22 protein-coding genes are annotated in these 25,037 nt (G+C 47.8%); all 22 read left to right on the forward strand.

Annotation, left to right across the window (positions count from 1 at the left end):
* Positions 1-9 precede the first annotated feature (9 nt).
* The 22 genes from kdpB to NSS79_RS16695 all read left to right on the forward strand — a co-directional run bounded on the left by kdpB (position 10) and on the right by NSS79_RS16695 (position 25,019).
* Positions 10-2,043 (forward strand): potassium-transporting ATPase subunit KdpB, encoded by a 2,034-nt coding sequence (gene kdpB / locus NSS79_RS16590; RefSeq protein ID WP_342440206.1) that lies wholly within the window; start codon positions 10-12, stop codon positions 2,041-2,043.
* A gap of 38 nt (positions 2,044-2,081) precedes the next feature.
* Entirely contained in the window at positions 2,082-2,702 is a 621-nt protein-coding gene (kdpC, locus tag NSS79_RS16595) for a potassium-transporting ATPase subunit KdpC (RefSeq protein ID WP_342440207.1), read from the forward strand.
* 70 nt (positions 2,703-2,772) lie between these two features.
* Positions 2,773-5,079, forward strand: coding sequence for a histidine kinase (locus tag NSS79_RS16600; protein ID WP_342440208.1), 2,307 nt, complete (start codon positions 2,773-2,775; stop codon positions 5,077-5,079).
* A gap of 175 nt (positions 5,080-5,254) precedes the next feature.
* Entirely contained in the window at positions 5,255-5,797 is a 543-nt protein-coding gene (locus tag NSS79_RS16605; protein WP_342440209.1) for a TetR/AcrR family transcriptional regulator, read from the forward strand.
* Positions 5,798-5,823: 26 nt separating this feature from the next.
* On the forward strand, positions 5,824-6,690 hold the full coding sequence (locus tag NSS79_RS16610; protein WP_342440210.1) for a DegV family protein: 867 nt from the start codon (positions 5,824-5,826) through the stop codon (positions 6,688-6,690).
* 39 nt (positions 6,691-6,729) lie between these two features.
* Positions 6,730-8,067: a voltage-gated chloride channel family protein gene (locus NSS79_RS16615; protein ID WP_342440389.1), complete on the forward strand. Its 1,338-nt coding sequence runs from the start codon at positions 6,730-6,732 to the stop codon at positions 8,065-8,067.
* A 313-nt stretch (positions 8,068-8,380) separates the two neighbouring features.
* On the forward strand, positions 8,381-9,859 hold the full coding sequence (locus NSS79_RS16620) for an Lsa family ABC-F type ribosomal protection protein (RefSeq protein WP_340898366.1): 1,479 nt from the start codon (positions 8,381-8,383) through the stop codon (positions 9,857-9,859).
* Positions 9,860-10,029: 170 nt separating this feature from the next.
* Positions 10,030-12,411, forward strand: coding sequence for a polyprenyl synthetase family protein (locus NSS79_RS16625; RefSeq protein ID WP_342440211.1), 2,382 nt, complete (start codon positions 10,030-10,032; stop codon positions 12,409-12,411).
* Positions 12,412-12,715: 304 nt separating this feature from the next.
* Positions 12,716-14,368, forward strand: coding sequence for an ABC transporter substrate-binding protein (locus tag NSS79_RS16630; RefSeq protein ID WP_342440212.1), 1,653 nt, complete (start codon positions 12,716-12,718; stop codon positions 14,366-14,368).
* A gap of 14 nt (positions 14,369-14,382) precedes the next feature.
* Positions 14,383-15,351, forward strand: coding sequence for an ABC transporter permease (locus tag NSS79_RS16635; RefSeq protein WP_342440213.1), 969 nt, complete (start codon positions 14,383-14,385; stop codon positions 15,349-15,351).
* A 1-nt stretch (position 15,352) separates the two neighbouring features.
* Entirely contained in the window at positions 15,353-16,189 is an 837-nt protein-coding gene (locus tag NSS79_RS16640) for an ABC transporter permease (protein ID WP_038591770.1), read from the forward strand.
* 11 nt (positions 16,190-16,200) lie between these two features.
* On the forward strand, positions 16,201-17,028 hold the full coding sequence (locus NSS79_RS16645) for an ABC transporter ATP-binding protein (RefSeq protein WP_342440214.1): 828 nt from the start codon (positions 16,201-16,203) through the stop codon (positions 17,026-17,028).
* A complete protein-coding gene (locus NSS79_RS16650) occupies positions 17,019-17,621 on the forward strand; it encodes an ATP-binding cassette domain-containing protein (RefSeq protein WP_342440215.1) in 603 nt (200 codons plus the stop codon). Before NSS79_RS16645 ends, NSS79_RS16650 begins: the two co-directional genes overlap by 10 nt.
* A 237-nt stretch (positions 17,622-17,858) precedes the next feature.
* Positions 17,859-18,401 carry a biotin transporter BioY gene (locus NSS79_RS16655; protein ID WP_342440216.1) on the forward strand — a complete coding sequence of 181 codons (543 nt, stop codon included), beginning with the start codon at positions 17,859-17,861 and terminating at the stop codon, positions 18,399-18,401.
* A gap of 6 nt (positions 18,402-18,407) precedes the next feature.
* The gene (locus NSS79_RS16660; protein ID WP_342440217.1) at positions 18,408-19,898 is read left to right on the forward strand and encodes an AMP-binding protein; all 1,491 of its coding nucleotides are present in this window, start codon (positions 18,408-18,410) and stop codon (positions 19,896-19,898) included.
* Entirely contained in the window at positions 19,895-21,046 is a 1,152-nt protein-coding gene (locus NSS79_RS16665; protein WP_342440218.1) for a thiolase family protein, read from the forward strand. Before NSS79_RS16660 ends, NSS79_RS16665 begins: the two co-directional genes overlap by 4 nt.
* Positions 21,043-21,417 carry a hypothetical protein gene (locus NSS79_RS16670; protein WP_342440219.1) on the forward strand — a complete coding sequence of 125 codons (375 nt, stop codon included), beginning with the start codon at positions 21,043-21,045 and terminating at the stop codon, positions 21,415-21,417. The genes NSS79_RS16665 and NSS79_RS16670 overlap by 4 nt, the downstream gene beginning before the upstream one ends.
* Positions 21,410-21,760, forward strand: a complete 351-nt coding sequence (locus NSS79_RS16675) for a MaoC family dehydratase (protein WP_342440220.1) — start codon at positions 21,410-21,412, stop codon at positions 21,758-21,760. The genes NSS79_RS16670 and NSS79_RS16675 overlap by 8 nt, the downstream gene beginning before the upstream one ends.
* Positions 21,760-22,581, forward strand: a complete 822-nt coding sequence (locus NSS79_RS16680) for an SDR family NAD(P)-dependent oxidoreductase (protein WP_342440221.1) — start codon at positions 21,760-21,762, stop codon at positions 22,579-22,581. Before NSS79_RS16675 ends, NSS79_RS16680 begins: the two co-directional genes overlap by 1 nt.
* Positions 22,582-23,382, forward strand: a complete 801-nt coding sequence (locus NSS79_RS16685; RefSeq protein ID WP_342440222.1) for an energy-coupling factor transporter ATPase — start codon at positions 22,582-22,584, stop codon at positions 23,380-23,382.
* A complete protein-coding gene (locus tag NSS79_RS16690; protein ID WP_342440223.1) occupies positions 23,367-24,215 on the forward strand; it encodes an ATP-binding cassette domain-containing protein in 849 nt (282 codons plus the stop codon). The genes NSS79_RS16685 and NSS79_RS16690 overlap by 16 nt, the downstream gene beginning before the upstream one ends.
* Positions 24,216-25,019, forward strand: a complete 804-nt coding sequence (locus tag NSS79_RS16695) for an energy-coupling factor transporter transmembrane component T (RefSeq protein WP_342440224.1) — start codon at positions 24,216-24,218, stop codon at positions 25,017-25,019. It begins immediately after the preceding gene.
* The last annotated feature ends 18 nt before the right edge of the window (positions 25,020-25,037 follow it).

Below are 25,037 nucleotides of genomic sequence, written 5' to 3' on the forward strand. Positions count from 1 at the left end.
GAAATAGAGATGAGTACTGTACAAAAAAAGAAGCTGCTGAGTGGCCCTATTATACGAAGTGCAGTCAAGGACAGCTTTATCAAGCTGAATCCGATGACGCTAATGAAGAATCCGGTCATGTTTGTTGTTGAAATTGGAACGATTATTGTTCTGCTGATGATTCTCGCCCCTGGTTATTTCGACGCAGAGGAGGCTAGAGGCTTCAATATAGCGGTCTTCTTCATACTGCTGGTTACCGTATTGTTTGCCAATTTTGCGGAAGCTCTGGCGGAAGGCCGCGGGAAAGCGCAGGCGGATACACTGAAGAAGACCAAGCAGGATATCTCAGCGAATAGACTGGTAGGAGGCGTCATTAAGACTGTTGCTTCCTCCGAACTGCGAAAAGGCGATGTCGTTGTTGTCAGTCAAGGAGAACTTATTCCCGGCGACGGCGAGGTCATTGAAGGGCTGGCATCCGTGGATGAATCGGCTATAACAGGTGAATCGGCTCCCGTTATTAAAGAAGCCGGCGGAGATTTTGGCTCCGTGACAGGCGGTACGAGAGTCGTAAGTGATCAGATCAAGGTACAGATTACAAGTGAACCCGGCGAGTCTTTCCTTGACCGGATGATCTCACTGGTGGAAGGAGCCAAACGGCAGAAAACACCGAATGAAATTGCGTTGAACACGCTATTGATCAGCCTGACGATTATCTTCCTGATCGTGGTAGTCACCCTGCAGCCGATTGCCGCTTATCTGGAGGTCAACCTGGAAATTCCGGTCTTGATTGCGCTGCTGGTCTGTCTGATCCCCACTACCATTGGGGGATTATTGTCGGCAATCGGAATTGCGGGCATGGATCGGGTTACCCAGTTCAATGTGCTCGCCATGTCCGGTAAAGCGGTCGAAGCTGCCGGAGACATCAACACGATGATTCTTGATAAGACCGGCACGATTACCTTTGGTAACCGCATGGCCAGTGAATTTGTTCCTGTGGGCAATGAGACAGTAGAGGATCTGGCCGGATGGGCAGCTGTCAGCTCGCTGAAAGATGAGACGCCGGAAGGGCGCTCCGTCATTGAGCTGGCCAAGAAACAAGGATACAGTTACGACAGCAGCCTAATGGCTGGAGGCGAGTTTATAGAATTCCGTGCCGAAACGCGGATGAGCGGAATGGATCTGCAGGACGGCCGGATGGTTCGCAAAGGGGCCGTGGATTCCATTAAGCGCTGGGTGTCTTCTCAAGGAGGGCAGATTCCAGATCATTTAGATCAGCAAACGAATGCCATCGCCGGCAAAGGAGGGACACCGCTGGCTGTTGCAGTTGATAACCGGATATATGGACTCATCTATCTGAAAGACACGGTTAAGCCGGGGATGAAGGAACGATTTGATGAACTGCGTAAAATGGGCATCAAGACGATTATGTGCACAGGGGACAATCCGCTGACTGCTGCTACTATCGCCTTTGAGGCCGGAGTCGACGGATTCATAGCCGAAAGTACACCGGAGAATAAGATCGAGGTCATCCGCCGGGAGCAAAGTGAAGGCAAGCTGGTGGCAATGACTGGGGACGGCACGAATGATGCGCCTGCATTGGCACAGGCGGATGTGGGACTTGCGATGAACAGCGGAACCACAGCGGCGAAGGAAGCGGCCAATATGGTTGATCTGGACTCCGACCCGTCCAAGATCATTGAGGTTGTGGCGATCGGCAAGCAGCTGCTGATGACACGCGGAGCATTAACAACCTTCAGTATTGCGAATGATATCGCCAAGTATTTTGCGATTATTCCGGCCATGTTTACGCTGGCCATTCCAGAGATGGAAGTGCTGAACGTAATGGGACTAGGTTCTCCAAGCTCCGCGATTATCTCGGCACTGATCTTTAATGCAATTATCATTCCATTGCTTATCCCTCTGGCGATGAGAGGCGTATCGTATAAGCCGATGAGCTCCACCAAGCTGCTAAGCCGGAATATATTTATCTATGGGCTTGGCGGGATACTGGTTCCCTTCCTCGGCATTAAACTGATCGACCTGGTTGTAAGCATTTGGATTTAAGATGACTGCACTTGGCTAGAAGAAAGGATGAATAAATTATGCAAATCGTCAATTCAGGCGCTATAGAGCAAAAGCCTGTATCTAAAGGTTCTTATATATTTAGTGTGATAAGACTTAGCCTAGTGTTCGTTGTATTATGCGGGATCATCTATCCGTTGGCTTCTACCGCGCTTGCCCAGGTTCTTATGCCTTCCCAGGCTAACGGGAGCCTGCTGAAGAATGGAGAAGGCCAAGTGATTGGCTCTGAGCTGATTGGCCAGAACTTTAAGAATCCGGCGTTCTTCCAGGGCCGTGTATCCAGTATTGAATACAAGGCTGAAGCCTCGGGATCGAATAACTATGGACCGTCGAATCCGGATTTGCTAGAGCGCACCAGCGATTCTATAGCTGAGTGGAAAGCGAATAACCCTGACGTCCCGGTTAGTGAGCTGCCTATAGATTTGGTCACGAACTCCGGTTCCGGCCTGGATCCGCATATATCTCCCGCTGCGGCTACGGTACAGATCCCCAGAATCAGCAATCTGACCGGTATTTCAGCAGATAAGCTAGAAGCATTGGTGGCAAAATATACTGAAGGCCGCGATCTTGGGGTGTTTGGTGAGGAACGTGTCAATGTGCTGAAGCTGAATCTCGCTTTAATGGAAACAACGGCGAATTAGAACCGGCTCACCCCTGCCTGCGCATTCAGCGGGCAGGGGTAGTTTCCGCTTAAGGATTGGAGGTTAACGAGTGGCACCCTACAAACGCAAAACCCCGGAAGAAATTCTGTATTCCATTTACCGTTTACACCGGGGCAGGCTGAAGATTATTATCGGCTCCGTCAGCGGATCAGGCAAAACCTATCATATGCTGGAGGAAGGCAAGTTATTGAAAAAGCAGGGCATTGATGTTGTAATCAGTGCCGTATCAACGATGCAGAGAGCGGAAACCATGCAGCAGCTTGCCGATCTGGAGCGTGTCCCCAGCATTCATTGGCTGAAAGACGGCAAGGAGCAGAAGGATCTCCCTTTGGAGACTCTGCTGGAGCGCAATCCCGAGGTGCTGCTTGTAGATGGCTTGGCGCACCGCAACCGCAAAGAAGCCCGTTTTCAGACGCGGCTGGAAGATATCCGTTATTTGATGGACAACGGCATCAGCGTGATTACGACCATCAATGTGTATGAATTGGCCGGAGTGGGTGAGACCATCTTTCAAATGACGGGAATCCGTGCAGATGAAACCGTGCCGCTGCATACCCTGGAGCTTGCGGATGAGGTCCGCTTGATCGATGTCTCACCTGAAACCATTCTGAAGCGGATCGAGGAAGGTGTTTTAGGCCACGAGACGCATCCTGCACTGTCCCGACCCGGCAATCTCGGCGTGCTTCGTGAGCTGTCTCTGCGTCTGGTGGCCGAAGGTGTCAATGATTCGCTTGAGAAACATCGCGAGGAACATGGGCTCATTGGTCCTTCCGGCGCGATGGAGCGGATACTGGTATCCGCGCAGTACCATTGGAACGGGTCGCTTTATGTGAGAAGAGGCCAGCAAATCGCCAAGCGGCTCGGCGGTGATCTGATTGTGGTGACATTTGTTATTCCTAACCGGCCGCTGACGAAGGACCAGCAGACCTTTAAGCGTTCGATTGTAAAGCTGGTAGAGCGGGTGGGCGCCAGGTTTGAAGAGCTTCCTCTCACCCTTCAACGCCAGCTTCCTTCCGAACTGGTGCGTTATGCCATTCAAAACAATGTGACCCGGATCGTTATGGGCCACTCTCAAAAAAGCCGGTGGCAGGAGCGGTGGCAGGGCTCGATCGCTGACCGTGTGCTGCGCCAGACCCGCAATATTGATGTGTTTCTGATGGCCGACCGGGCCGAGCAGGAGGGAGAACGGATTCTGCCGATCAAACGTAATCCGCAAGGGAAGAAGGAGCCTTTCCACCGGTTGACCAGTCAAGAGATGGAGAAGAAGATTGAAGTGATCCGCCGTGGAACCTTTAAGGTATATATCGGTGCGGCTCCCGGAGTCGGCAAAACCTACAAAATGCTTCAGGAGGGAAATATACTTCAAAGCAGAGGCATCGATGTTGTCATCGGGCTGCTGGAAACCCATGGCAGGAAGGAAACCCAGGAGCAGATAGGTGAATTAATAACGGTACCCCGGGCTAAAATACTATATCAAAAAACGCATTTGGAAGAAATGGACACGGACGCAATTATTGCCCGCCGCCCGGAGGTCGTCCTGGTGGATGAGCTGGCACATACCAACGTGCCCGGCAGTATAACCAGAAAGCGGTATGAAGATGTGATCCGTCTGCTCGAAAACGGTATTTCTGTCATTACAACTGTAAATGTGCAGCATCTGGAAAGCTTGAACGACGCGGTAGCCCAATTAACCGGCGTACGTGTCAGGGAGACTGTGCCGGATGCGATTCTGAAAATGGCCAGTGAGGTCGAACTGATCGATGTAACGCCACAAATGCTGCAGGAGCGGATGCGGGAAGGGAAGATATACGCCTCAGAGAAAGTAAACCAGGCGCTGGAATCGTTTTTCAAGATCGGCAATCTCATTGCACTGCGTGAACTAGCCCTCCGCGAAATTGCGGATGATGTTGATGAACGGCTGGAGGCCTGGGACCGGGACAATTCCTTGCGGGGCCCATGGAGCAGGAAAGAGGTGATCTTCGTCTGTGTGGATCTGGGACCAAGGGCAGAGCGGCTGATTCGCCGCGGATTCCGCATCGCGCATCGCTTGAAAGCCGAGTGGTATGTTCATTATGTGCACTGCAGTTCGAAAGAAACACCTGAGGAGCAGAAACGGCTGGAGACGCTGCGTCGTCTAACAGAACAGCTTGGAGGGAATTTAGAGGTAACTATGGCAGAAAGCCGTAAGAACCTGTACGAGCATTTATTAATCAGGATCAATGAAGTGAAGACGACACAGCTGATCATCGGGCAGGTGCGGAAGCCGCTCTGGCGGACGCTCATCAAAAAAAGCTTCGTCCACTATCTGCTCCGTCATGCCCGGCATATGGATATGCTGGTGGTGGCTGATCAATGAGAAGAATGTAAAAGGAACTGGTCCTGTGGATCGGTTCCTTTTACATTCTTCTTTCAAAGTCTTATAATAGGAGAATGAATATTCATTCCGCTCTAATCTATACCGGTTTAATCCGGAACCATTCCAGTCTAAGGTAAGGGTGATTACACTGGCTACTAACAAACGGGAAGATATCATGAAAGCGGCCTTAGTGCTGTTTGCCGAGAGAGGATATGACGGCACAACCGTTCCGATGATTGCTGAAAGTGCGAAGGTAGGGGCAGGTACGATATATCGCTATTTTGCCAATAAAGAATCGCTTGTTAACGGATTGTTTCAGCATTGCGTGCAAGTGTTCTCGGACACGTTAAAATATGAGGGCATTCATTCAACGCCGGATATTCGGGAGCAATTTCATTATATTTTTCAGCGTTTAGTGAAGTTTGCCGATAATAATGTGAATGCGCTGCTCTTTATCGAATCCCATAACAGTGCTTATTATCTGGATGACCGAAGCAAGCAGGTGTTTGATGAGCTGCTCGGAACGTTTCGCCAAGTTTTGGAGAATGGTAAAAAAGTAGAGGTCATCAAAGAGTTCAACACAGATGCGCTGATTGCCATTGTATATGGTGCGTTTGTGCTGTTGTTCAAGCTGATTAAGTCTGGAGTGTTAACCGAAACCCCTGATCTGCTGGAAGGGGTCGAAGAAAGCTGTTGGAATGCCATTAGAATCCTGTGATTCTAGTGTTTTAAGGAGACTGCCAAATGACAAAAGTAAAGATATTTACAGATAGTCTTTCAGATCTGCCGTCCACCGTAATTGAACAATATGAGATTGGCATAGCTCCTGTATATGTTGTTTTTAGTAATGAGCTGATATTTCGGCATACGGTCGATATAACTACTGAGGAAATCTATACCTACGTAAGAGAGAAGGGGACGATTCCCGGTATTGCTGCTCCAACATCTCATGACTTAAGTACTCTCTTTGCTCCTTGTATTGCTGCCGGAGACAATGTATTATTCATCAGCATGGCCTCAGGGTTATCCCCAACCTACAAGAATGCAGTGGCAGCTGCCCAACAATTTCCGGAAGGGAGAGTCACTGTCATTGATTCCTCAAGCATTTCCTCAGGGACGGCGATGATGGTCCTTCGGGCAGTCGCAGCGGCGAGGAAGAGAAGGCATCCCGCAACTATAACCAAAGAGCTGCATCACTCCCGGACAAACCTGGAGGAAGAAATGCTGCTTGATAAGCTTAATTTTGTAAATCAGGGTGGAAATGTTTATGGTTTGCATAATCGGATAAAAAGTCCTTTGAATTTAAAAAGTCCGGCAACGGTCAGGTCGGGGCGCATGCATTTCTCCATGAATGAGCCACAAGGCGGCGCTACAAAAGCGCTGGATAAGATGCTGCACAATGCATTTGACAACAAAGACGAGATTGACCAGAAGCTTGTGCTTATCTCACAGACGATGGCAGAGCAGCCTGCTGAATATTTAAGGGAAGCACTGATTAAAAAAGTGGGATGCGATGAAGTGCTTGTGACTTCGAGCATCAGCGGCTTTCTCTCCCGCACCTCACCACGAAGTTTGGGTGTAAGCTACTACCGCAGAGCTGATCAGGACTGATATATTACGGAAAAGCGGGGAATACAGCAAATGAAGAACATGTATGCGAAATGGGCGGTGCTTACGGAAAAAAGCAGCCATCTGGCGCTGTGGAGCACTTTTCTGAAATGGGTTGTCCTGGGCGGCATAGTAGGCGTATTGTCCGGAACGGCCTCGGCTTTTTTCCTCAAGAGTCTGGATTATGTTACTGAGGTTCGGCTGAATCATGGATGGCTGCTCTTTCTGCTTCCGGCGGGAGGCGCGCTGGTAAGTTTGCTATACATGCGCTACGGCAAAAACAGTGCCAAGGGAAATAATCTGATTTTGGAGCAAATCCGGGAGGGTAATGAAACAATTCCCTTGCGGATGGCTCCTTTGGTGCTGTTTGGCACGCTTATTACTCATCTCTTCGGTGGTTCAGCCGGGCGGGAAGGAACTGCAGTACAAATGGGAGGTAGCTTGGCAGAAGGATTCGGGAGACTTCTTAAGATCAATGCGCTGGACCGGAAAATATTGCTGATGTGCGGGATAAGTGGTGGTTTCGGCTCAATCTTCGGGACACCTCTGGCCGGGACCATTTTTGGGCTGGAGGTGATTGCGATTGGACTCATCAGCCATAAAGCGCTGCTGCCCTGTTTCACAGCCAGTTTTGTGGGCGATCTGGTGACGACCCGCTTATGGAAGGTGCATCATATTCATTATCAGGTGGATGTATTTCCGGCTCTGGATCTTGTTGTGCTGTTAAAAGTGATTGCTGCTGCGATAGTGTTTGGTTTAGTCAGTATGTTGTTCAGCGAGCTGACCCACTTTTTAAAGCGAACGTTCACCTACATCTTTAAAAACCCGATGCTAAAGAGTGCGGTAGGCGGGCTCATTATTATTGCCTTAGTTTATGTCGTAGGTTCCAGGGATTACTTGGGACTTGGTATTCCACTCATAAGCGGGTCCTTTGAGACCGAAATGCCGCCTTTTGCGTTCCTGTGGAAGCTCATTTTCACTGCACTTACTTTAGGCACAGGCTACCAGGGCGGTGAAGTTACTCCTTTATTCGCTATAGGGGCGACACTCGGAAACAGCCTGGCTGGTGTACTTCATTTATATGCTCCTTTCCTGGCCTCACTGGGCTTTATTGCGGTATTCTGCGGAGCCACTAATACACCTATTGCCTGTTTCATAATGGGTATTGAATTATTTGGTTCCACCGGGGCGGTGTATATGTTTATTGCTTGTGTGGTCAGTTTTTTATTCTCAGGACATACCGGTATTTATACATCCCAGCAGATCGGCGTATCGAAAAGTCATCTGATCCCTATCCCAGAAGGGACTACCCTAGCCTCCGTCAAGGGTCTGCGCAAACGAAAAACAAAAGCCAGCGGAGAAAACCATACCAATCAGTAGATTTGCTGATCAAAACCATGCTTGGGTTGAAATTTAAAAAAAGGTATGGTAAAATTCTGTTACTTTAATGACTGGAGTTGAAAAGGATAATGTAGGAATTTTCTTGCGAATCTTTTAAACAATAAAACGACAAATGCGATTTTATTTCGCATGTGTTTTATTCTTTATACGCAAGAAAGTTACGCATTTCTTTTCACTCAGACGAATATCCTTGTCTAACTCCGTTTTGGGGCTGGATTTGCTGTATTTATTTGAGCTACAAGAAAGTAACTTTCTTGTAGCTCTTATTTTTTTATATACAGGAGGAATATTTATGTCATTAATCAATGTTGCGAACCTGACGTTTGCCTATGAAGGCAGCTACGATAATATATTTGAGAACGTAAGTTTTCAAATTGATACCGATTGGAAATTAGGATGTACGGGAAGAAACGGGAGAGGGAAAACGACCTTCTTAAGCTTGTTGCTTGGTAAATATGAATACAGCGGAACGATTTCGGCTAAGGTCGATTTCGACTATTTCCCGTTCCCTGTCGAGAATAAGGAAAATAATACCCTTGATGTAATCAGCGACATCTACCCGGATTATATTCACTGGAAGCTGATGCGGGAGCTTTCTTTACTAAAAGTGTCCGAGGATGTTCTATACCGGCCCTTTGATTCTTTGTCCAACGGTGAGCAGACGAAGGTGCTGCTTGCTGCATTATTTATTAAGGAAAACAGCTTTTTGCTCATTGACGAGCCTACCAATCATTTGGATCTGAATGCAAGAAAACTGGTCAGTGCTTATCTGAATACCAAAAGCGGTTTTATCCTGGTCTCCCACGACAGATCCTTTCTGGATAATTGTGTAGACCACATCCTGTCAATCAATAAAACCAACATAGAAATTCAAAAGGGGGATTTCTCCGCTTGGTGGGAAAATAAAAGGCGGCAAGATCATTTTGAACTGGCAGAGAATGAAAAACTAAGAAGAGACATCAAGCGCTTGTCGGATTCTTCTAAACGAACGGGTAACTGGTCGCATGAGGTGGAGAAAAGCAAAAATGGAACACGGAATTCCGGTTCCAAGTTGGATAAAGGTTATGTTGGCCACAAGGCTGCTAAAATGATGAAACGCTCTAAAGCCATTGAGCAAAGACAGCAATCTGCCATTGCTGAAAAGTCTAAACTGCTGAAAAATATTGAAAATTCCGACAGCCTGGAGATTTCACAGCTTGATTATCATAAAAACGAGCTGGTTGAGCTTGAACATGTCTCGATTCAATACGGGGAGAAGATCGTCTGCGCAGATATCAGCTTTTCGATTGAGCAGGGTGAGCGAATTGCGCTTTCCGGTATAAACGGCTCCGGTAAATCGAGCATTATCAAGCTGATTTGCGGCGAGGAGCTAGACTACACAGGCACACTCAGGAAGGACAGTCAGCTTACGGTATCTTACGTATCACAGGACACCTCGCATTTACAGGGCAATTTGACGGACTACGCCAGAAGCAGCGGGATTGATGAAAGCCTGTTTAAATCGATTTTAAGAAAACTTGATTTCTCCAGAGTACAGTTTGAAAAGGATATATCTGCGTTTAGCGGCGGGCAAAAGAAGAAAGTGCTTATTGCGAAAAGCCTTAGTGAGAAGGTCCATTTGCATATTTGGGATGAGCCGCTTAATTTTATTGATATTATTTCCCGGATGCAGATTGAAGAGCTGCTGCTGGAATACACACCAACTATTCTTTTTGTCGAGCATGACAGTGAATTTTGCAACAATATTGCTACAAAAATCATTCAACTGTAATCCATTACCTGAATTTCTTAGGACCGGTCACTGCAGACTTTTTCGGCTCACCCGAAATAACCCGTTACTCGTAACCCAATGATTTCTTTCGCGTATATGATATAACTATGATCCGACGAAGCTGCAGGGATTGAAGGTCCAAACTAAAAGAAGTTGAGGTAATCCATCTTATGAATGAATTTACACTGCATGCCGATACAGCGTATAAGCTGGCTGAGCAGAAAGCTGCTCAATATTTTGCATCACTTTTTACACAGGTCAAGAATAGGAGTTATGTGCCTGCCTTAACTGCAGACTTCCATTTGTGGAAGAAGAGCCATATTCATCATCATTCATGGCTGTCCTTTTTTTCGCGAAACCAAAGGAACCCCGGACCTGCGGATTACCACCGGTATATTCAATGGCTGAATTATACAGGGAAATTAAATGATTATCTTGACCGGAGCATTTCCTATATCTACATGAGGGATCTGGGCAAAGCGCTGGATTCTCCGGACACTCAAACCAGAATCCAACGGATGGTTGCCGATATCAAAGATCAGTTGATACCCTCAGCCGCAGCAGGCGGGGAAACACAGCCGGACATGCTGAATTTGGCAAAGCTGTACCGCTGGGCCCAGAAAGAAGGGGTAGAAACAGCCACGATCTGGGTGATTACTAAACTCAAAACCGTCTCCGCCAATCTGCCGGAGGAAATGAATCCCGAGCAAGCCCAGCGTAAGCTGATTAAGATTATTATCGGGGTTGTCATGCATGTGATGGAAGAGATGGAAGAAAACCTTGTCCCTGCAGAACGTGCCTTAAGACTTGAAGAAGCCATCCGGCTGGGGTATTCCTATGGACTTACCTATCCTTTCATTGACGATCTTTTAGATTCCGCGGTCCTAACCGTTCCTGAGAAAGAACAGTATTCCCGGTTGATCCGTCAAGCGCTTCTCAGCGGAATTGTCCCGGAGCTGGGTGAGTGGGACGGGGAAAAGATTCCGCTGATGGAGTACGTACATTCGGAGCTGCGGGAAGCCTTTGAGTACATTAAGAACCATCAGCGGATGGAGACGCAGAAATCGTTTTTTGAGCGTTCCTATGTGTTTTTTCACTCTCAGGAAATAGACCGGGCAAAAAATCTGTCCCATGATGGTTATACCAATGAGGAGCTCTATATTCCTGTGATCCTGAAATCATCTTCCTCCCGCTTGATTGTCCGCTCTGTAATCAGTGCGCCGCTAGATGACGGTTTTGATCATCGAACTTTCTATTATGGCTTATACAATCAACTGGCGGATGATTTTGCCGACATGTCCGACGATATGCTGGAAGGCGCGGTTACCCCGTATACCTATTATTTAAAATACCGCCAGCAGCGCAACGATTTGATCAATCCCTTTGAAATGTACTGGACGGTCATTTCCCATCTGCTCCATAATGTGTTTCATTCTGATCCCAAAACTTGCGAGGTAATTCTGGACCGGGTCGTTAACGGTCTGAAACGTTCCAGAGAACGTTTAGGCAGGGATAAATACAACGAAATCATGGAGATATTTGCGTCTGGCAACCCGGAATTCAAACGCCTGGTAGACCGGATGGTTCACAAAGCAGAGGATGTCGATTTCTTCGACAAATTGCTTCGGGACCAGCTGCTTAATACACTTCGTAACAACCGGAAGGAAAAGGAAGAGTTTCACGATACGATCAAAACGGTACGCGGAGTGATCAATAGCCAGCTCTTAATCCCAAAGCCTGAGGGAATGCCACCGATGAAGGAACTGCTTATAGATGCTGCTAATTACAGTCTCGAAGGAGATGGGAAACGAATACGTCCAGTCTTAACGTGGGTTATGGGCGTAAAAGAATATGGACTGGAGCCAGCGGAGATTGTGCCGCTGCTCAGATCCTTAGAATATATGCATACCGCTTCCTTGATCTTCGATGATCTGCCATCCCAGGATAATGCGTCAACCCGCAGAGGGCGTGAAACCCTGCATCAGGTGCATGATGCTGCGACTGCCGAATTAACCGGCCTGTTCCTGATCCAGAAGGCTACAGAGGAACAAGCATCTCTCCGTCATTTCGATCCGAAAACCGTGCTTGCCCTGATGCAGTATTCAGCACAAAAGACGGGGGATATGTGCATGGGGCAGGCGATGGATCTGCATTCCAAAGGCGAAGATTTGACTCTGGAGCAATTGAATGAGATCTGCTTTTACAAGACCGGAATTGCCTTCGAGGCGGCGCTGGTCATGCCAGCTATGCTGGCTCAGGTGAAGGAGGCGGAAATTGCGGCGCTGAAGAAATTCGCTTATCATGCGGGGATCGCCTTCCAGATTAAAGATGATTTACTCGACCAGGAGGGTGACCGGCTATTGCTCGGCAAACCCGTTGGCCAGGATGCCGGAAATAACACTTCGACTTTCGTATCCATTCTTGGGCTGGAGAACGCCCGGAAAGAGCTGTGGGAACACTACTGTCTGGCCTCGGAAGCATTGAGCGAGCTGCCCCGGAATATTGCTTTTCTGAAGCATTTATTGAATTATATGGTTAACAGGAACCGCTGAACTGCGGCTGAACCTGCCCGGAACGGGCAAATAGGATCATGCATTACCGGCACCCATACGGGTTGCCGGTTTTTTGTCGTTCTGCATGCTCCATCAGCTGTTATTCCGTTCATTATGAAAAAAAAAGTAAAGATTGACAGACTTAATAGTAATTATTACAATTAAACTCAATATTAATAGTAATAATTACTATTAAAACCACAATCCAATTCTAACCGCTTGGAAAGGAGTATATAAAACTTTCGGCATAGGGGTTCTGCCAGAAATCTTATCATTGCGAATTATCATTCTATGGAGGTATCAAATGAAAGAAAATCAAAAGAAACTAACAAACAAGCGAGCTTTTTCTTATGCAGCCTTGGTGTTTTCAGTGCTCTTATTGCTGGCCGGCTGTTCAACGGGTTCCAAGCAATCTGACCCTTCACCCGGCGCACAAAACACCAGCAAAGTAAAAGACGATTTAGTACTGGCCGTTGGTATCATGGACGGCGGACAATTTGACCCCAAGAAAGGCTGGGGGATGACCCAAATCCGTCTGACCCATAGCTCACTGCTGGCTATCGACTCTGATCTCAACTTTATTGGGGATCTTGCAAAATCCTATACGATCAGCGAGGATGCACTAACATGGACCTTCCCGCTTCGCGAGGAAGCCAAATTCTCCAACGGGGAGCAGGTTACTCCGGAAGATGTCAAGTATACATACGAAATGCTCAAGGAGGACGGCATTAAATTCGATTTGTCTTTCGTTAAGTCGATTGATGTATTAGAGAACAACACGATCGCTATTACGCTTAATGAACCGCGCTCCACCTTTGTAAGCCAGCTTACAGAGATCGGAATCGTGCCTAAGGCACATTATGATGAACATTATTCCGAGAACCCGGTCGGTTCCGGCCCCTATAAGGTGGTTCAATACAATGAAGGACAGCAAGTTATCATGGAATACAACCCGTATTGGTACGGCAAAGAGCCGCAGTTCAAAAAGTTGACCTTCCTGCTTCTTGAAGAAGATGCCGCCCTTGCCGCCGCAAAAGCTGGGGAAGCTGACATTGTCTACGTTCCGCCGACTTTCGCAGAGCAAAAGGTAGATGGAATGACCCTACGTAGCTATGAGAGTATTGATTCCCGCGGGATCATGCTGCCTGCAGTCCCTAGCGGCGGTAAAGGCATGACCAATGGCAAGGAAGTGGAAACAGGTAATGATGTGACGTCAGATCTCGCTATCCGTCAGGCCCTTAATGTTGGACTGGATCGCCAGAAGCTGCTGGATGTGGCACTTGATGGACATGGTAAAAAAGCATTTTCGCTCGCCGATGGTTTACCATGGTTCAACGAAAAAACCGTGATCGAGGACGGGAACATCGAAGCGGCAACCAAAATACTCGCCGATGGCGGCTGGGTAGATACGAACAAGGACGGCATTGTGGAAAAAGACGGCCGCAAGGCTGAGTTTGACATGTATTTCAGCTCCAGTGACCAGCTTCGCAGTGACCTATCCCTGGCTGCTGCAGATCAAGCGAGTGCTTTCGGCATCAAGATCAACCTCATCGGGGTTACATGGGATGAGATTTATCTTAAAGGCAAGACAGCAGCAGTGGCATGGGGAGGAGGAAGGCATCACCCTTACCAGCTGTATACGATGAATGCCTCAGACCAAATAGACAAGGGTATCGGCAATATGTCTAATTACCACAATCCCAAGGTGGATGAGTACCTGCATCAGGCGCTCACGTCTTCCTCACTCGAAGAGGCCAATAAATACTGGAAGCTTGCCCAATGGGATGGAGAAACGGGCTTCGGCGGCATCGGAGATGCTCCGATCGTTTGGCTGGTGCGCGTTGACCACTTGTACTTGGCCAATGAGAAGCTGGATCTTGGCAAACAGCCGATTCACTCGCACGGTCATGAGTGGGCATTATTCGGCAATGTAACCGAATGGACATGGGGTAAGTAGGAAGGGGAATTATTGTGGCCAAAAGCATCGTTATTCGCCTGATTCGCGTTGTAACCCTGCTGATCGGATTATCCATTCTGACCTTTTCACTTATTCATCTGTCTCCAATGGACCCGGTCAATGCCTATATCGGTGGGGACAGCTCAGCGTCGCCAGAGCAAATTGAAAAAATCAAACAATATTGGGGTGTAGACAAAAGCCCGGTGGAACAATACCTTGCCTGGGCAAAAGCATTGCTGCAAGGCAACTTTGGGATTTCAAAGCTGTATCGCAGCCCGGTCATCGACATTATCCAAAGCCGGTTTTTAACATCACTTGCTTTAATGGGGACAGCATGGATTTTATCGGGAGTCATCGGATATGTACTAGGAATGACTGCCGCAATGAACCGGGGCAAATGGATGGACAAGCTCATTAAATGGTACAGCTATACGCTGGTATCCACTCCAATCTTCTGGATGGGCCTCATTCTATTAATCGTATTTGCTGTCTGGCTTAAATGGTTTCCTGTGGGCTTGGCCATGCCGGCCGGGGTGATGGAAAGTGATGTGCGGTTCATCGACCGGATTCATCACTTTGTGCTGCCTGCTCTGACATTGAGCATTCTGGGAGTCGCCAATGTAGCGATGCACACCCGCGAGAAAATGATTGATATTCTAAACACAGAGTATGTCATTTTTGCCAGAGCAAGAGGGGAAGGCAAGTGGCAGATATTTAAAAATCATGGTGTTCGAAATTCGATCATTCCCGCGATTTCCCTGCAATTTGCCTACTTTGGCGAACTTTTTGGGGGCTCTATGCTGGCCGAGCAGGTATTTGCTTATCCCGGGTTGGGCAGCACCTTGACCACTGCAGGTTTAAAGGGGGACCTCCCGTTAATGGTGGGCATTATTCTGATTAGCTCCTTGTTTGTTTTTGCGGGGAATCTGGTCGCAGATATTTTGAATAAGGTTGTAGATCCGCGCATGAAGGGGGAGGCCTGAGATGCTGACCATACCTGAAGGAATGAATGTACGCAAGAAAATGATTCTGCTGCTTGCGTTGTCTTCCGGCTTTCTGCTGGCCATATTGATTCTCAGCTTTTGGCTGAGCAATGACAATCTCCGATTGAGTGCGGCAAGCAAGAATCTCGCCCCAAATCTTCAATATATATTCGGTACAGACTGGCTCGGCAGAGATATGTTCACACGTACCCTCAAAGGACTGCGCCTCTCACTGGCGGTAGGAGCGTTCGCCTCCATCCTCAGTGTCATCATCGCTACTGTAATGGGGATTTGTGCGGCGACCTTTGGCAAGACAGTAGATGCCGTCATTTCCTGGTTAATTGATTTGTTTATCGGTATGCCTCATCTCGTGTTTATGGTTTTGATCTGCTTCATTGCAGGTGGTGGAATACAAGGCATCGTACTCGGTGTATCCCTTACGCATTGGACAGGGCTGGCAAGGGTAGTCCGTTCCGAAGTGCTGCAAATTAAAGGTGCGGAATACATTCAAATCTCTAAAAGCTATGGGAAATCAGCTTGGTATATCGCAACAAAACATATACTGCCTTCTATTTTCCCCCAAATTATGATTGGCTTTCTGCTGATGTTTCCGCATGTGATTTTGCATGAAGCCGCATTAACATTCCTGGGTTTCGGGCTGTCTCCTCAAACTCCGGCTATTGGGATCATATTATCTGAAGCGATGAACCATATTTCAACCGGCAAATGGTGGCTGGTGGTGTTTCCGGGACTGCTTCTGGTCGTAGTGGTTAAGAGTTTTGACAGTATCGGCGAACAGCTTCGTATTCTGATGGAGCCTGCCAGTTCCAATGAATAGAGGGATGGATAATGACTAATGTACAGAATAAACGGCTGTTGAAGGTTGAGAACCTGTCCATTGGCTTTTCACAATATGTGAAAGGTACGCAAAGACGGATGATCCAACCGATCGTGGACATGCATGTGGACATCGCTGAAGGTGAAATTGTTGCCGTGGTAGGAGCGAGCGGTTCAGGGAAAAGCCTGTTGGCACATGCTGTGCTTGGGATCTTGCCAGGCAATGCGATCAGCAGCGGAAGTATCTTATACCAAGGAGAAGAGTTGACGCAAAAGAGAAAGGAACAGCTCCGGGGCCGGGAGATCTCATTCATTCCTCAGTCCGTCAATTATCTTGATCCGCTTATGCGAGTCGGGAAGCAGGTACAGATCGGGCTGGATCAGGCAACCGCACAGGCCAAGCAAGAAGAGCTATTCGCAAGGTATGACCTGAAAAAAAGTGATGGGCGTCTGTTTCCGTTTGAATTGTCGGGCGGGATGCTGCGCAGGGTGTTGTTCGCGACAAGTGTCAGAGAAGGGGTGAAGCTGGTCATTGCCGATGAGCCGACCCCCGGAATTCATCCGCAGGCACTCTCCGAAATCTTGCGGCAACTTAAGCAATTCGCTAAAGAGGGGGCCGGAGTAATGCTGATTACTCACGATATCATGTCGGCGCTGGAAATTGCTGACCGGGTGGCCGTGATCAAGGATGGAACAACAGTGGAAATCTCCGCCGTTGCGGCTTTTGAAGGCAAAGGGGAACGATTAAAAACCGATTACACCCGGAGGTTATGGCGGGCCTTGCCGCAGAATGATTTTGATTTGGAATTTAAGCGAGAGGAGGCGGAGTCATGTCTCTGATCGGAGAAAGCTTAGGTCATTATTATCAAAAAGACCGCTGGATTTTTAAAGAGATCAACCTGTCAGTAGCCCCGGGCGAGGTTCTTGGGTTATCAGGTTACAGCGGATGCGGAAAAACTACACTGTCCCGAATATTGGCCGGGTATATCACCCCGCGTGAAGGGAAGGTAACGTCAGATCAGATAGACATGAAGGGGCCGGGATTTCGGCCTGTCCAGTTAATCTACCAGCACCCGGAGAAAGCGATTAACCCCAAGTGGCGTATGCGCGATGTTGTAATGGAGTCCTATACTCCTTCTCAGGACATTCTGGATGCTTTCGAAATCCGCAAGGAATGGATGGACCGGTGGCCGGTTGAACTCTCAGGGGGAGAGAAGCAGCGCTTCTGCATCGTCCGTTCCCTGAATCCTGCCACCAAATATATTATTGCCGACGAGATGACCACAATGCTGGACGCTATTACACAGGCACAAATCTGGAACGCCTTTCTCCGCATTTGTAAAAGCAGGGAAATTGGAGTGATTGTAGTCAGCCACGAGACCAGCCTTCTGAACCGGATATGCGATACGATCTATAAGGTGGGCAACAGTTAAAAAAGGAACATCTGTAAGGCCATTAGCCCTACGGATGTTCTTTTTTTAGCCTGCATAGTTTTATAATGATAATAATGCAGATGATCCGTTGTTATTGTATTATTCGATTCAAATACCAGCCAAAAGTTATATGAATAAGGTTTACAATCCTAACATATCAAACTATGATTTAGCTTGAATATAGATGACAAATCTCATAGGAATTAATATTTACATCACACTAACGGAGGTTGCAAGTTGAAGACAAAAGAGATGGTATTTGCCGCTTTATTTGCTGCACTAATAGGGGTATTAGGTATGATTCCACCGATTCCGCTAGGGTTTATCCCGGTGCCCATTACCGCACAAACACTTGGTGTCATGCTGGCGGGAAGTTTTTTAGGTAAGAAGACAGGAAGTCTTAGCCTGATTTTATTTATCGTGTTAGTCGCTCTGGGTTTACCTTTATTATCCGGCGGACGTGGAGGTTTCTCTGCATTAGTCGGGCCGTCAGCCGGTTACATTCTAAGCTGGCCCGTAGCTGCATTTTGTATCGGATATTCGACAGAAAAAGTCTGGTCCAATGTAAAAACATGGAAAGTTATCGTCATTAACTTAGTTTTTGGTGTGATGCTAGTTAGTTTGATCGGTGCGCCGGTTATGGCTTTGATTACACATACCTCTATTTGGGCCGGACTTGTGGGAGCAACCGCATTTTTGCCGGGGGATTGTATTAAAGCGGTCATAGCTGCTATTATAGCGCTACAATTAAAAGCCGTCAGTCCAATCGAAGAGAAGTGATAAAAGATGAATCTGATTGAACCCTTACTGCGTTATGCAATCCAGCAGCCCGATCATATCGCCTTAACCGATGGAGAAGAGAGCCGTACTTATGGGTCATTGGTACAGCGTATGACTACAGTTGCACAGGGTATACGGCAAAATGGCCTTCACCATGATAAGATTGCCATTTTATCTGCGAACCGCATTGAATTTGTAGAGGTGTTTTTAGGAGCTATTTATGCCGGGTGTGTTCCCATCCCTTTGGATCCCAAATGGAGTATAAATCAAGTGAACGCTGTTCTACAGCAATGTCAGCCGAAAATGATTTTTGCAGAGACCCATTTGGCAAAGATTCTAGCCTTACAGGACACGGCAATTCAACTTCTAACTTTTTCTGATCAGGACATGGGTTCAGGTTCTTATGACAGCTGGTTGCTCACTCTTAAGCCGGAAGCTGAAATGGATGAAGCGAATGAATTATTGTTTATCGGCTTTACTTCAGGCACAACAGGAACACCTAAGGGTTATATGCGCACCCACTTGTCGTGGATTCAGAGCTTCGAGGCGACCAAAGAGGCTTTCCAGCTAAACCGCATAGAGCATATGTTAGCTCCAGGCCCCTTTGTTCATTCCTTGTCTTTATTCGCGGTAATGCAGAGCCTATACAGCGGTGCAACCTTTCATATTGTAAAAGAGTTCGATGCCGGCAAGGTTCTACAGTTGTGTAAACAGAATCCCGATGTTATTTTGTTCGTCGTGCCGACGATGATTGAAGCACTGCTCCAGCAGAAGGATAAATTTGGTCAGATGCAAATTCAGGCATTGATCAGCTCAGGCGGGAAATGGTCAGAGATGTCTAAGAATAGGTGCCGGGAGATATTCGGCGCAGCGAAGCTATATGAATTTTATGGCTCATCTGAAGCCAGTTATATCAGTTACCTGGATGTTCATGCCGACAACAAGCCGAATTCAGTAGGCAAACCCTTTTCCGGTGTACAGATCTCAATTCGTGATGAGCATCTTCAGGAGGTAACCCCAGGGAGCATCGGGCAGCTTTATATTCGGAGTGATATGATGTTCACAGGGTATTATCATTTGCCGGAAGAGACTTCAGCGGTTTTTCGTGACGGATGGCTGATCATCGGAGACTTTATGTATATGGATGAGGATGGATATTTGTATTTGGCTGGCCGCTCAAAAAATATGATGGTCTCCGGTGGTCTTAATGTTTTCCCGGAAGAAGTAGAGTCTGTGCTGCAGCAGATGCCGGAAATTCAAGAAGTGATGGTACTGGGAGTACAGGATGCCTATTGGGGTGAACAGGTGACAGCACTTGTGAAGTGGAGCGGACAAACGCGATTATCTGTAGAACAAATCAAGGATTACTGCTGCCGCCAAATCGCGAACTACAAAGCCCCAAAACAGCTCATCACGGTAGAGCAGTTCATTTATACAAGTAGCGGAAAAATTGCCCGGCAGGCAATGAAAGACTACGCGAAAAGATGGACGATATGATAGAGGCTGTAATTGTGATCGCTAAACGGACACCCATTGGCAGGATCGGCGGAGTACTAAGTGCTCTTGAGCCGGAAGCATTATTAGCACCGCTTATTCAGCATATTGTCGCAGAAACGAATGTGCCGAAGGAATTCATTGATGATGTCATCATTGGCAATGTAGTAGGTCCAGGCGGCAACATCGCACGGCTTTCTGCTCTGGAAGCAGGACTGCCAGTGACGGTCCCGGGTGTCACGGTTGACCGGCAGTGTGGTTCTGGTCTGGAAGCAGTCAATCTTGCGGCAAGGCTGATTCAAAGTGGTGCTGGTGAGATTTATTTGGCTGGTGGAGTTGAGAGTACGAGCCGTGCCCCATGGAAAATGGCCAAACCGCAAACGCTAACGGGTGCACCGCAGCTATATACACGGGCCCGTTTCACTCCAAGCGCCTACGGCGACCCGGATATGGGCATCGCAGCCGAGAATGTCGCCCGTAAATACGCGATTTCCCGGGAAGAACAGGACCGTTATGCTTTGAAAAGCCATCAAAAAGCCATTCATTCGCAGCAAACCGGCCGATTTCTGCAAGAGATCGTTCCTGTACAAGCGAATGGCGGATGGGTTACCCTTGATGAATGCCCCAGAGCCAATACTAGCCTGGAAAAGCTGATGCAGCTGCCGCCAAATTTTCTGGAACAGGGTACGGTAACGGCTGGCAATGCATGTCCTCTGAATGATGGAGCGGCTCTGGTTCTGATGATGTCCCGTGAGAAATGCCGGGAGCTTCAACTAAAGCCTATTTTGCGTGTCGTTGATGCCCAAGCGGCAGGTGTTGATCCCAATTATTTAGGTATGGGGCCTGTTCCAGCTGTTCAAAAGGTGCTTAACCGCCAGCACCTGAGTGTTGCCGATTTGGATATCGTGGAGTTTAACGAAGCGTTTGCCTCACAAGTATTAGCTTCACTACAGGAGCTTCAGATTCCGCAGGAAAAGGTGAATCGTGGAGGCGGAGCACTGGCCATTGGCCATCCTTTCGGTGCTTCAGGCGGTATCTTAATCACACGGTTATGCTCGGAGATGTTATATAAACCTTATAAATGGGGGCTGGCCACACTGGGCATTGGTGGCGGGATAGGTCTGGCCACGCTGGTGGAGGCGGTCCAATGAATAAAGTCCGGCATCAGGTTCATATCACTGCGGAGTGGATTTCTGACTTTGCACAAAGTATCGGAGCTCCCTTGCAAATGATAAAAGGTGATCTGATCGCACCTGCTACAATGCCGATTATATTCTGGCAGTTCTTCGATATTCCCTGGTTGAAGACGGATGCCCCCTTAATTCACGGCACGCAGCATTTCACTTACCAGGAACCAATTACCGCAGGGATGATCATGGATTGTGAATTATCCTTAACTAGGATGGATAAGAAAGAAGTTAGACAGGAATGGATGACCTTCTATTATCACACGCTTGTTTATACATGTGGCGGTAATCTCATAGGGACGGCAGATACCATATTAATCCGGGCAGGTGATTAAGATTAAGAAACGTATAACTGCCGAGGCTGTCCGGCAATATGGTGCTGTCTCTAAAGATACGGCTGCCATTCATCTGAGTGCCGAAGCTGCTGTTAAGGCTGGCTATAAGCGGCCTATAGCACATGGTATGTATATCATGGGGCTGGCACAATCGTTATATTTAACCGATCATCCAGCACAGTGGATTACAACGTATAGCATGAAATTTCATAAACCGCTTGTAGTAGATACGGATGTGGTGTTTCACTTTGAGCCTCACGACGGTCATATCGAAGTGAAAGTCACATTAGAATCTGGTGATGTGATTGCTTCAGGTACCTTTTCAGTGAAAGAGATGAAGTGATGGATAAAGTAGCCGTAATTACAGGAGCCACCAGAGGGATTGGGCGCAGCATCGCCTTAAAGCTTGGCCAATCCGGTTATCAAGTAATCGTTAACGGGACAAAGCAAGCGCTAATCGACGAGGTTGTGCAGGAGATTCACCGGACAGGCGGCGAGGCGCTGGGGATTTGTGCCAATGTCGCAGATCCGCTTGAGGTCACTGCGATGGTGGATGCTGTCATCGCTGAGTATGGCCGTATAGATGTATTGATACATAACGCCGGTAATTTGAGTGACCAGCAATGTCTGCATATGACGGATGAAGAATGGAATTCGGTGCTGGATGTGCATCTGAATGGAGCTTTTTATAGCATTCGCCGGGCACTGCCTCATATGCAAAATCATGGCGGGGACATTCTTCTGATGACCTCCACTGCCGGATTAACAGGTTCGATCAAGCAGGTGAATTACAGTGCGGCCAAAGCTGGGGTGCTTGGTATGATGTGGACGCTCGCAGCCGAACTAAAGCGCAACGGTATTAGAGTGAATGCCATTGCGCCTGCTGCCTTAACGGATATGACCCGGCCTGTCATCCAGCATATGAAGGAAAAGTATGCCAGCCGCAATGAGCCGTTCCCGGAGTTCTGGCAGGTGGGGGAAGCAGATGATATTGCCCGCTTCGCAGCCGCATTGCTGGAACAGCCGGATATTGAGTTAACAGGTGAAATCTTTGGTGTGAATGGTTCGAAGGTAACGAAGTGGCAAAAGCCGGAGCCTGCCTTTACCGAAACCAGCATAGAGGCATTTTTCACAACATGGCGGCAACAGAAGGGTAGTCATTAAATGCTGACATTCGATCACGTTCATTTTTATTATAAAAAAGGGCAGCCCGTCATAGAGGATTTAAGCTTTACGATTAAGACGGGGGAGTTCGTGGCAATTGTCGGGGCGAATGGCTGCGGCAAGTCTACAATTGCCAAGCTAATGGATGGATTGCTGCTTCCAAAACAAGGGAATGTAACCTTTCAGGATCTAAACACCTCCAGACCCGCAGACCTTAGGATGATCCATGAGCAAATAGGGTTTGTATTCCAGAATCCGGAGGACCAATTCATTACTACAACGGTGATGGATGAAGTGATATTTGGATTGGAAAACATTCGTGTGCCAAGGGAAGAAATACGCAGCCGTTTGGAGCAGGCCCTACAGGCTGTGCAAATGGAGGATTATTTGGAGTCGATGCCCCATCAGCTCTCAGGCGGTCAAAAGCAACGGGTAGCTATTGCCGCCATCCTGGCTATGCGGCCCCGGATTATTATTTTTGACGAAGCTACTTCCATGCTTGATCCGCAGGGGAGGGAGCAAGTGCTTTCGATCATGCAGGAGTTGCACCGCCAAGGCATGACCATTATCCACATCACCCATCATATGGAGGAAGTGCTGGCTGCGCGGCGTATTTTACTCATGGGTAAGGGGCGGCTTATATTTGATGGAGATCCGATTTCCTTTTTTGAAACGGTGCCCGTTGAAGACTACCAACTAGAACTTCCTTTTGCGGTTCGAGTATATCGAATGCTGCATCCGGGCATGCCGCTAATGGCAGATTGGAAGGAGATGATCCGCTCACAATGGTCTACCAGCTAAACAATCTAAGTGTGAGTTATGCCGATCGGGTAGCTCTGCAAAATGTCAGCTGCACGATTCAAGGAGGTAAGTGGATCTCTGTCATTGGGCATACAGGCGCCGGCAAGTCTACATTTGTCAAAGTGCTGAAGGGGCTGATTCCGGACATTGCCGGCGAGTATTTGATTAATGAGCATCCCATTCCCAAGGACCGTAAAGGACAAATAAAAGCCCTACCTGATATAGGCTACGTATTTCAATATCCCGAGCATCAATTATTTGAATCGACGGTGTACAAGGAGCTTGCCTTTGCTCCTAAGCTGCGTGGGGATACGCCTCAGCAGATAAAGAAGTCAATAGAAATCATTCTTTCGCAAGTAGGTCTGACAGAAGATATCCTGCCATTGGTTCCTTTTCAGCTAAGCGGGGGCCAAAAACGCCGTGTGGCTATCGCTTCCGTATTGATGATGGATCCGAAGCTGCTTATTCTGGATGAACCTACAGCAGGTCTAGATCCAGTAAGCCATGCCGCATTGCTTCAGCTGCTGAGTAAATGGCAGCAGCAAGGTAATCGCACCGTTCTCTTCGTATCCCATCAAATGAATGATGTTGCCGAATACTCGGATGAAGTCATGGTATTTCACGAGGGGCAACTCATGGGGCATTATGAGACCGGCACTTTATTTCTGGACCAAGCAGAATGGCTGGAGCAACTCGGTTTATCACTGCCGGAGCCTGTGCAACTGTTAAAGATAGTTGAGGAAATGTCCGGTGAGATAATTGAAGTGGCGAGCTGCAGAGAGCAGGATATATTCGCAAAAGTGCTGCCCATCTGGCAGGCAAGGAGACTCTAAATGTCTAATACCCTGTTAATGGGACAATATTTGGAGACGCATTCCATATTTCACCGTCTGGACCCGCGGACAAAGCTTGTGAGCATGATTATTATCATGCTGAGCTTCCTAATGCTGGACACGTTCGTCAGCTACGTTGTCGCAACCTTTTTTTTGGCCGGCATTATGTGGTTATCCAAAATCCCGTTACAGGTCTTTTGGAGAGGCATGAAGCCGGTCTTGTTTATTTTGATGTTTACTTTTCTCTATAATGCCTTATCCACGAAGGGGAATATCATTGGGTCCTGGTCCTTTATAGAGGTGACAGAAGAGGGACTGTTGAACGGGTTACGTTTCGTTTGGCGTATTGTCTTAATCATCTTGCTGGCTTCTATTTTAACGTTAACTACAAAACCGCTGACCTTAAGCCATGGGCTGGAGAAATTACTGGCCCCTTTATCCAAACTCAATGTGCCGGTGGAGCAGTTCTCACTAATGATTGTGATTGCGATCCGGTTTATCCCAACGATTATGCAAGAGCTTGATCGGATTCTCCTGGCCCAGAAGGCCAGAGATTATGATATTACGACCTTAAAGCTGCCAAAACGTATATTTGCCTATATTCCGATTCTCGTGCCTTTGCTTCTAACGGTGATTCAACGTGCCGAACAATTGACTCACGCCATTGATGCGCGTGCTTATGGGAATGGGAAAGGGAGAACTTCCTATAAGGAATTGACATTCCAGCGTGTCGATTATCAAGCAGGGGGAGCAGTTATTCTAATGACCGTGATCCTGCTGCTGTTGAAAATTCGGGGATTTTAAGTGTGTAGAAGGAGAGAT

Origin of the sequence: Paenibacillus sp. FSL L8-0436 (assembly GCF_038593025.1) — a bacterium.
GTDB lineage: Bacteria > Bacillota > Bacilli > Paenibacillales > Paenibacillaceae > Paenibacillus_AQ.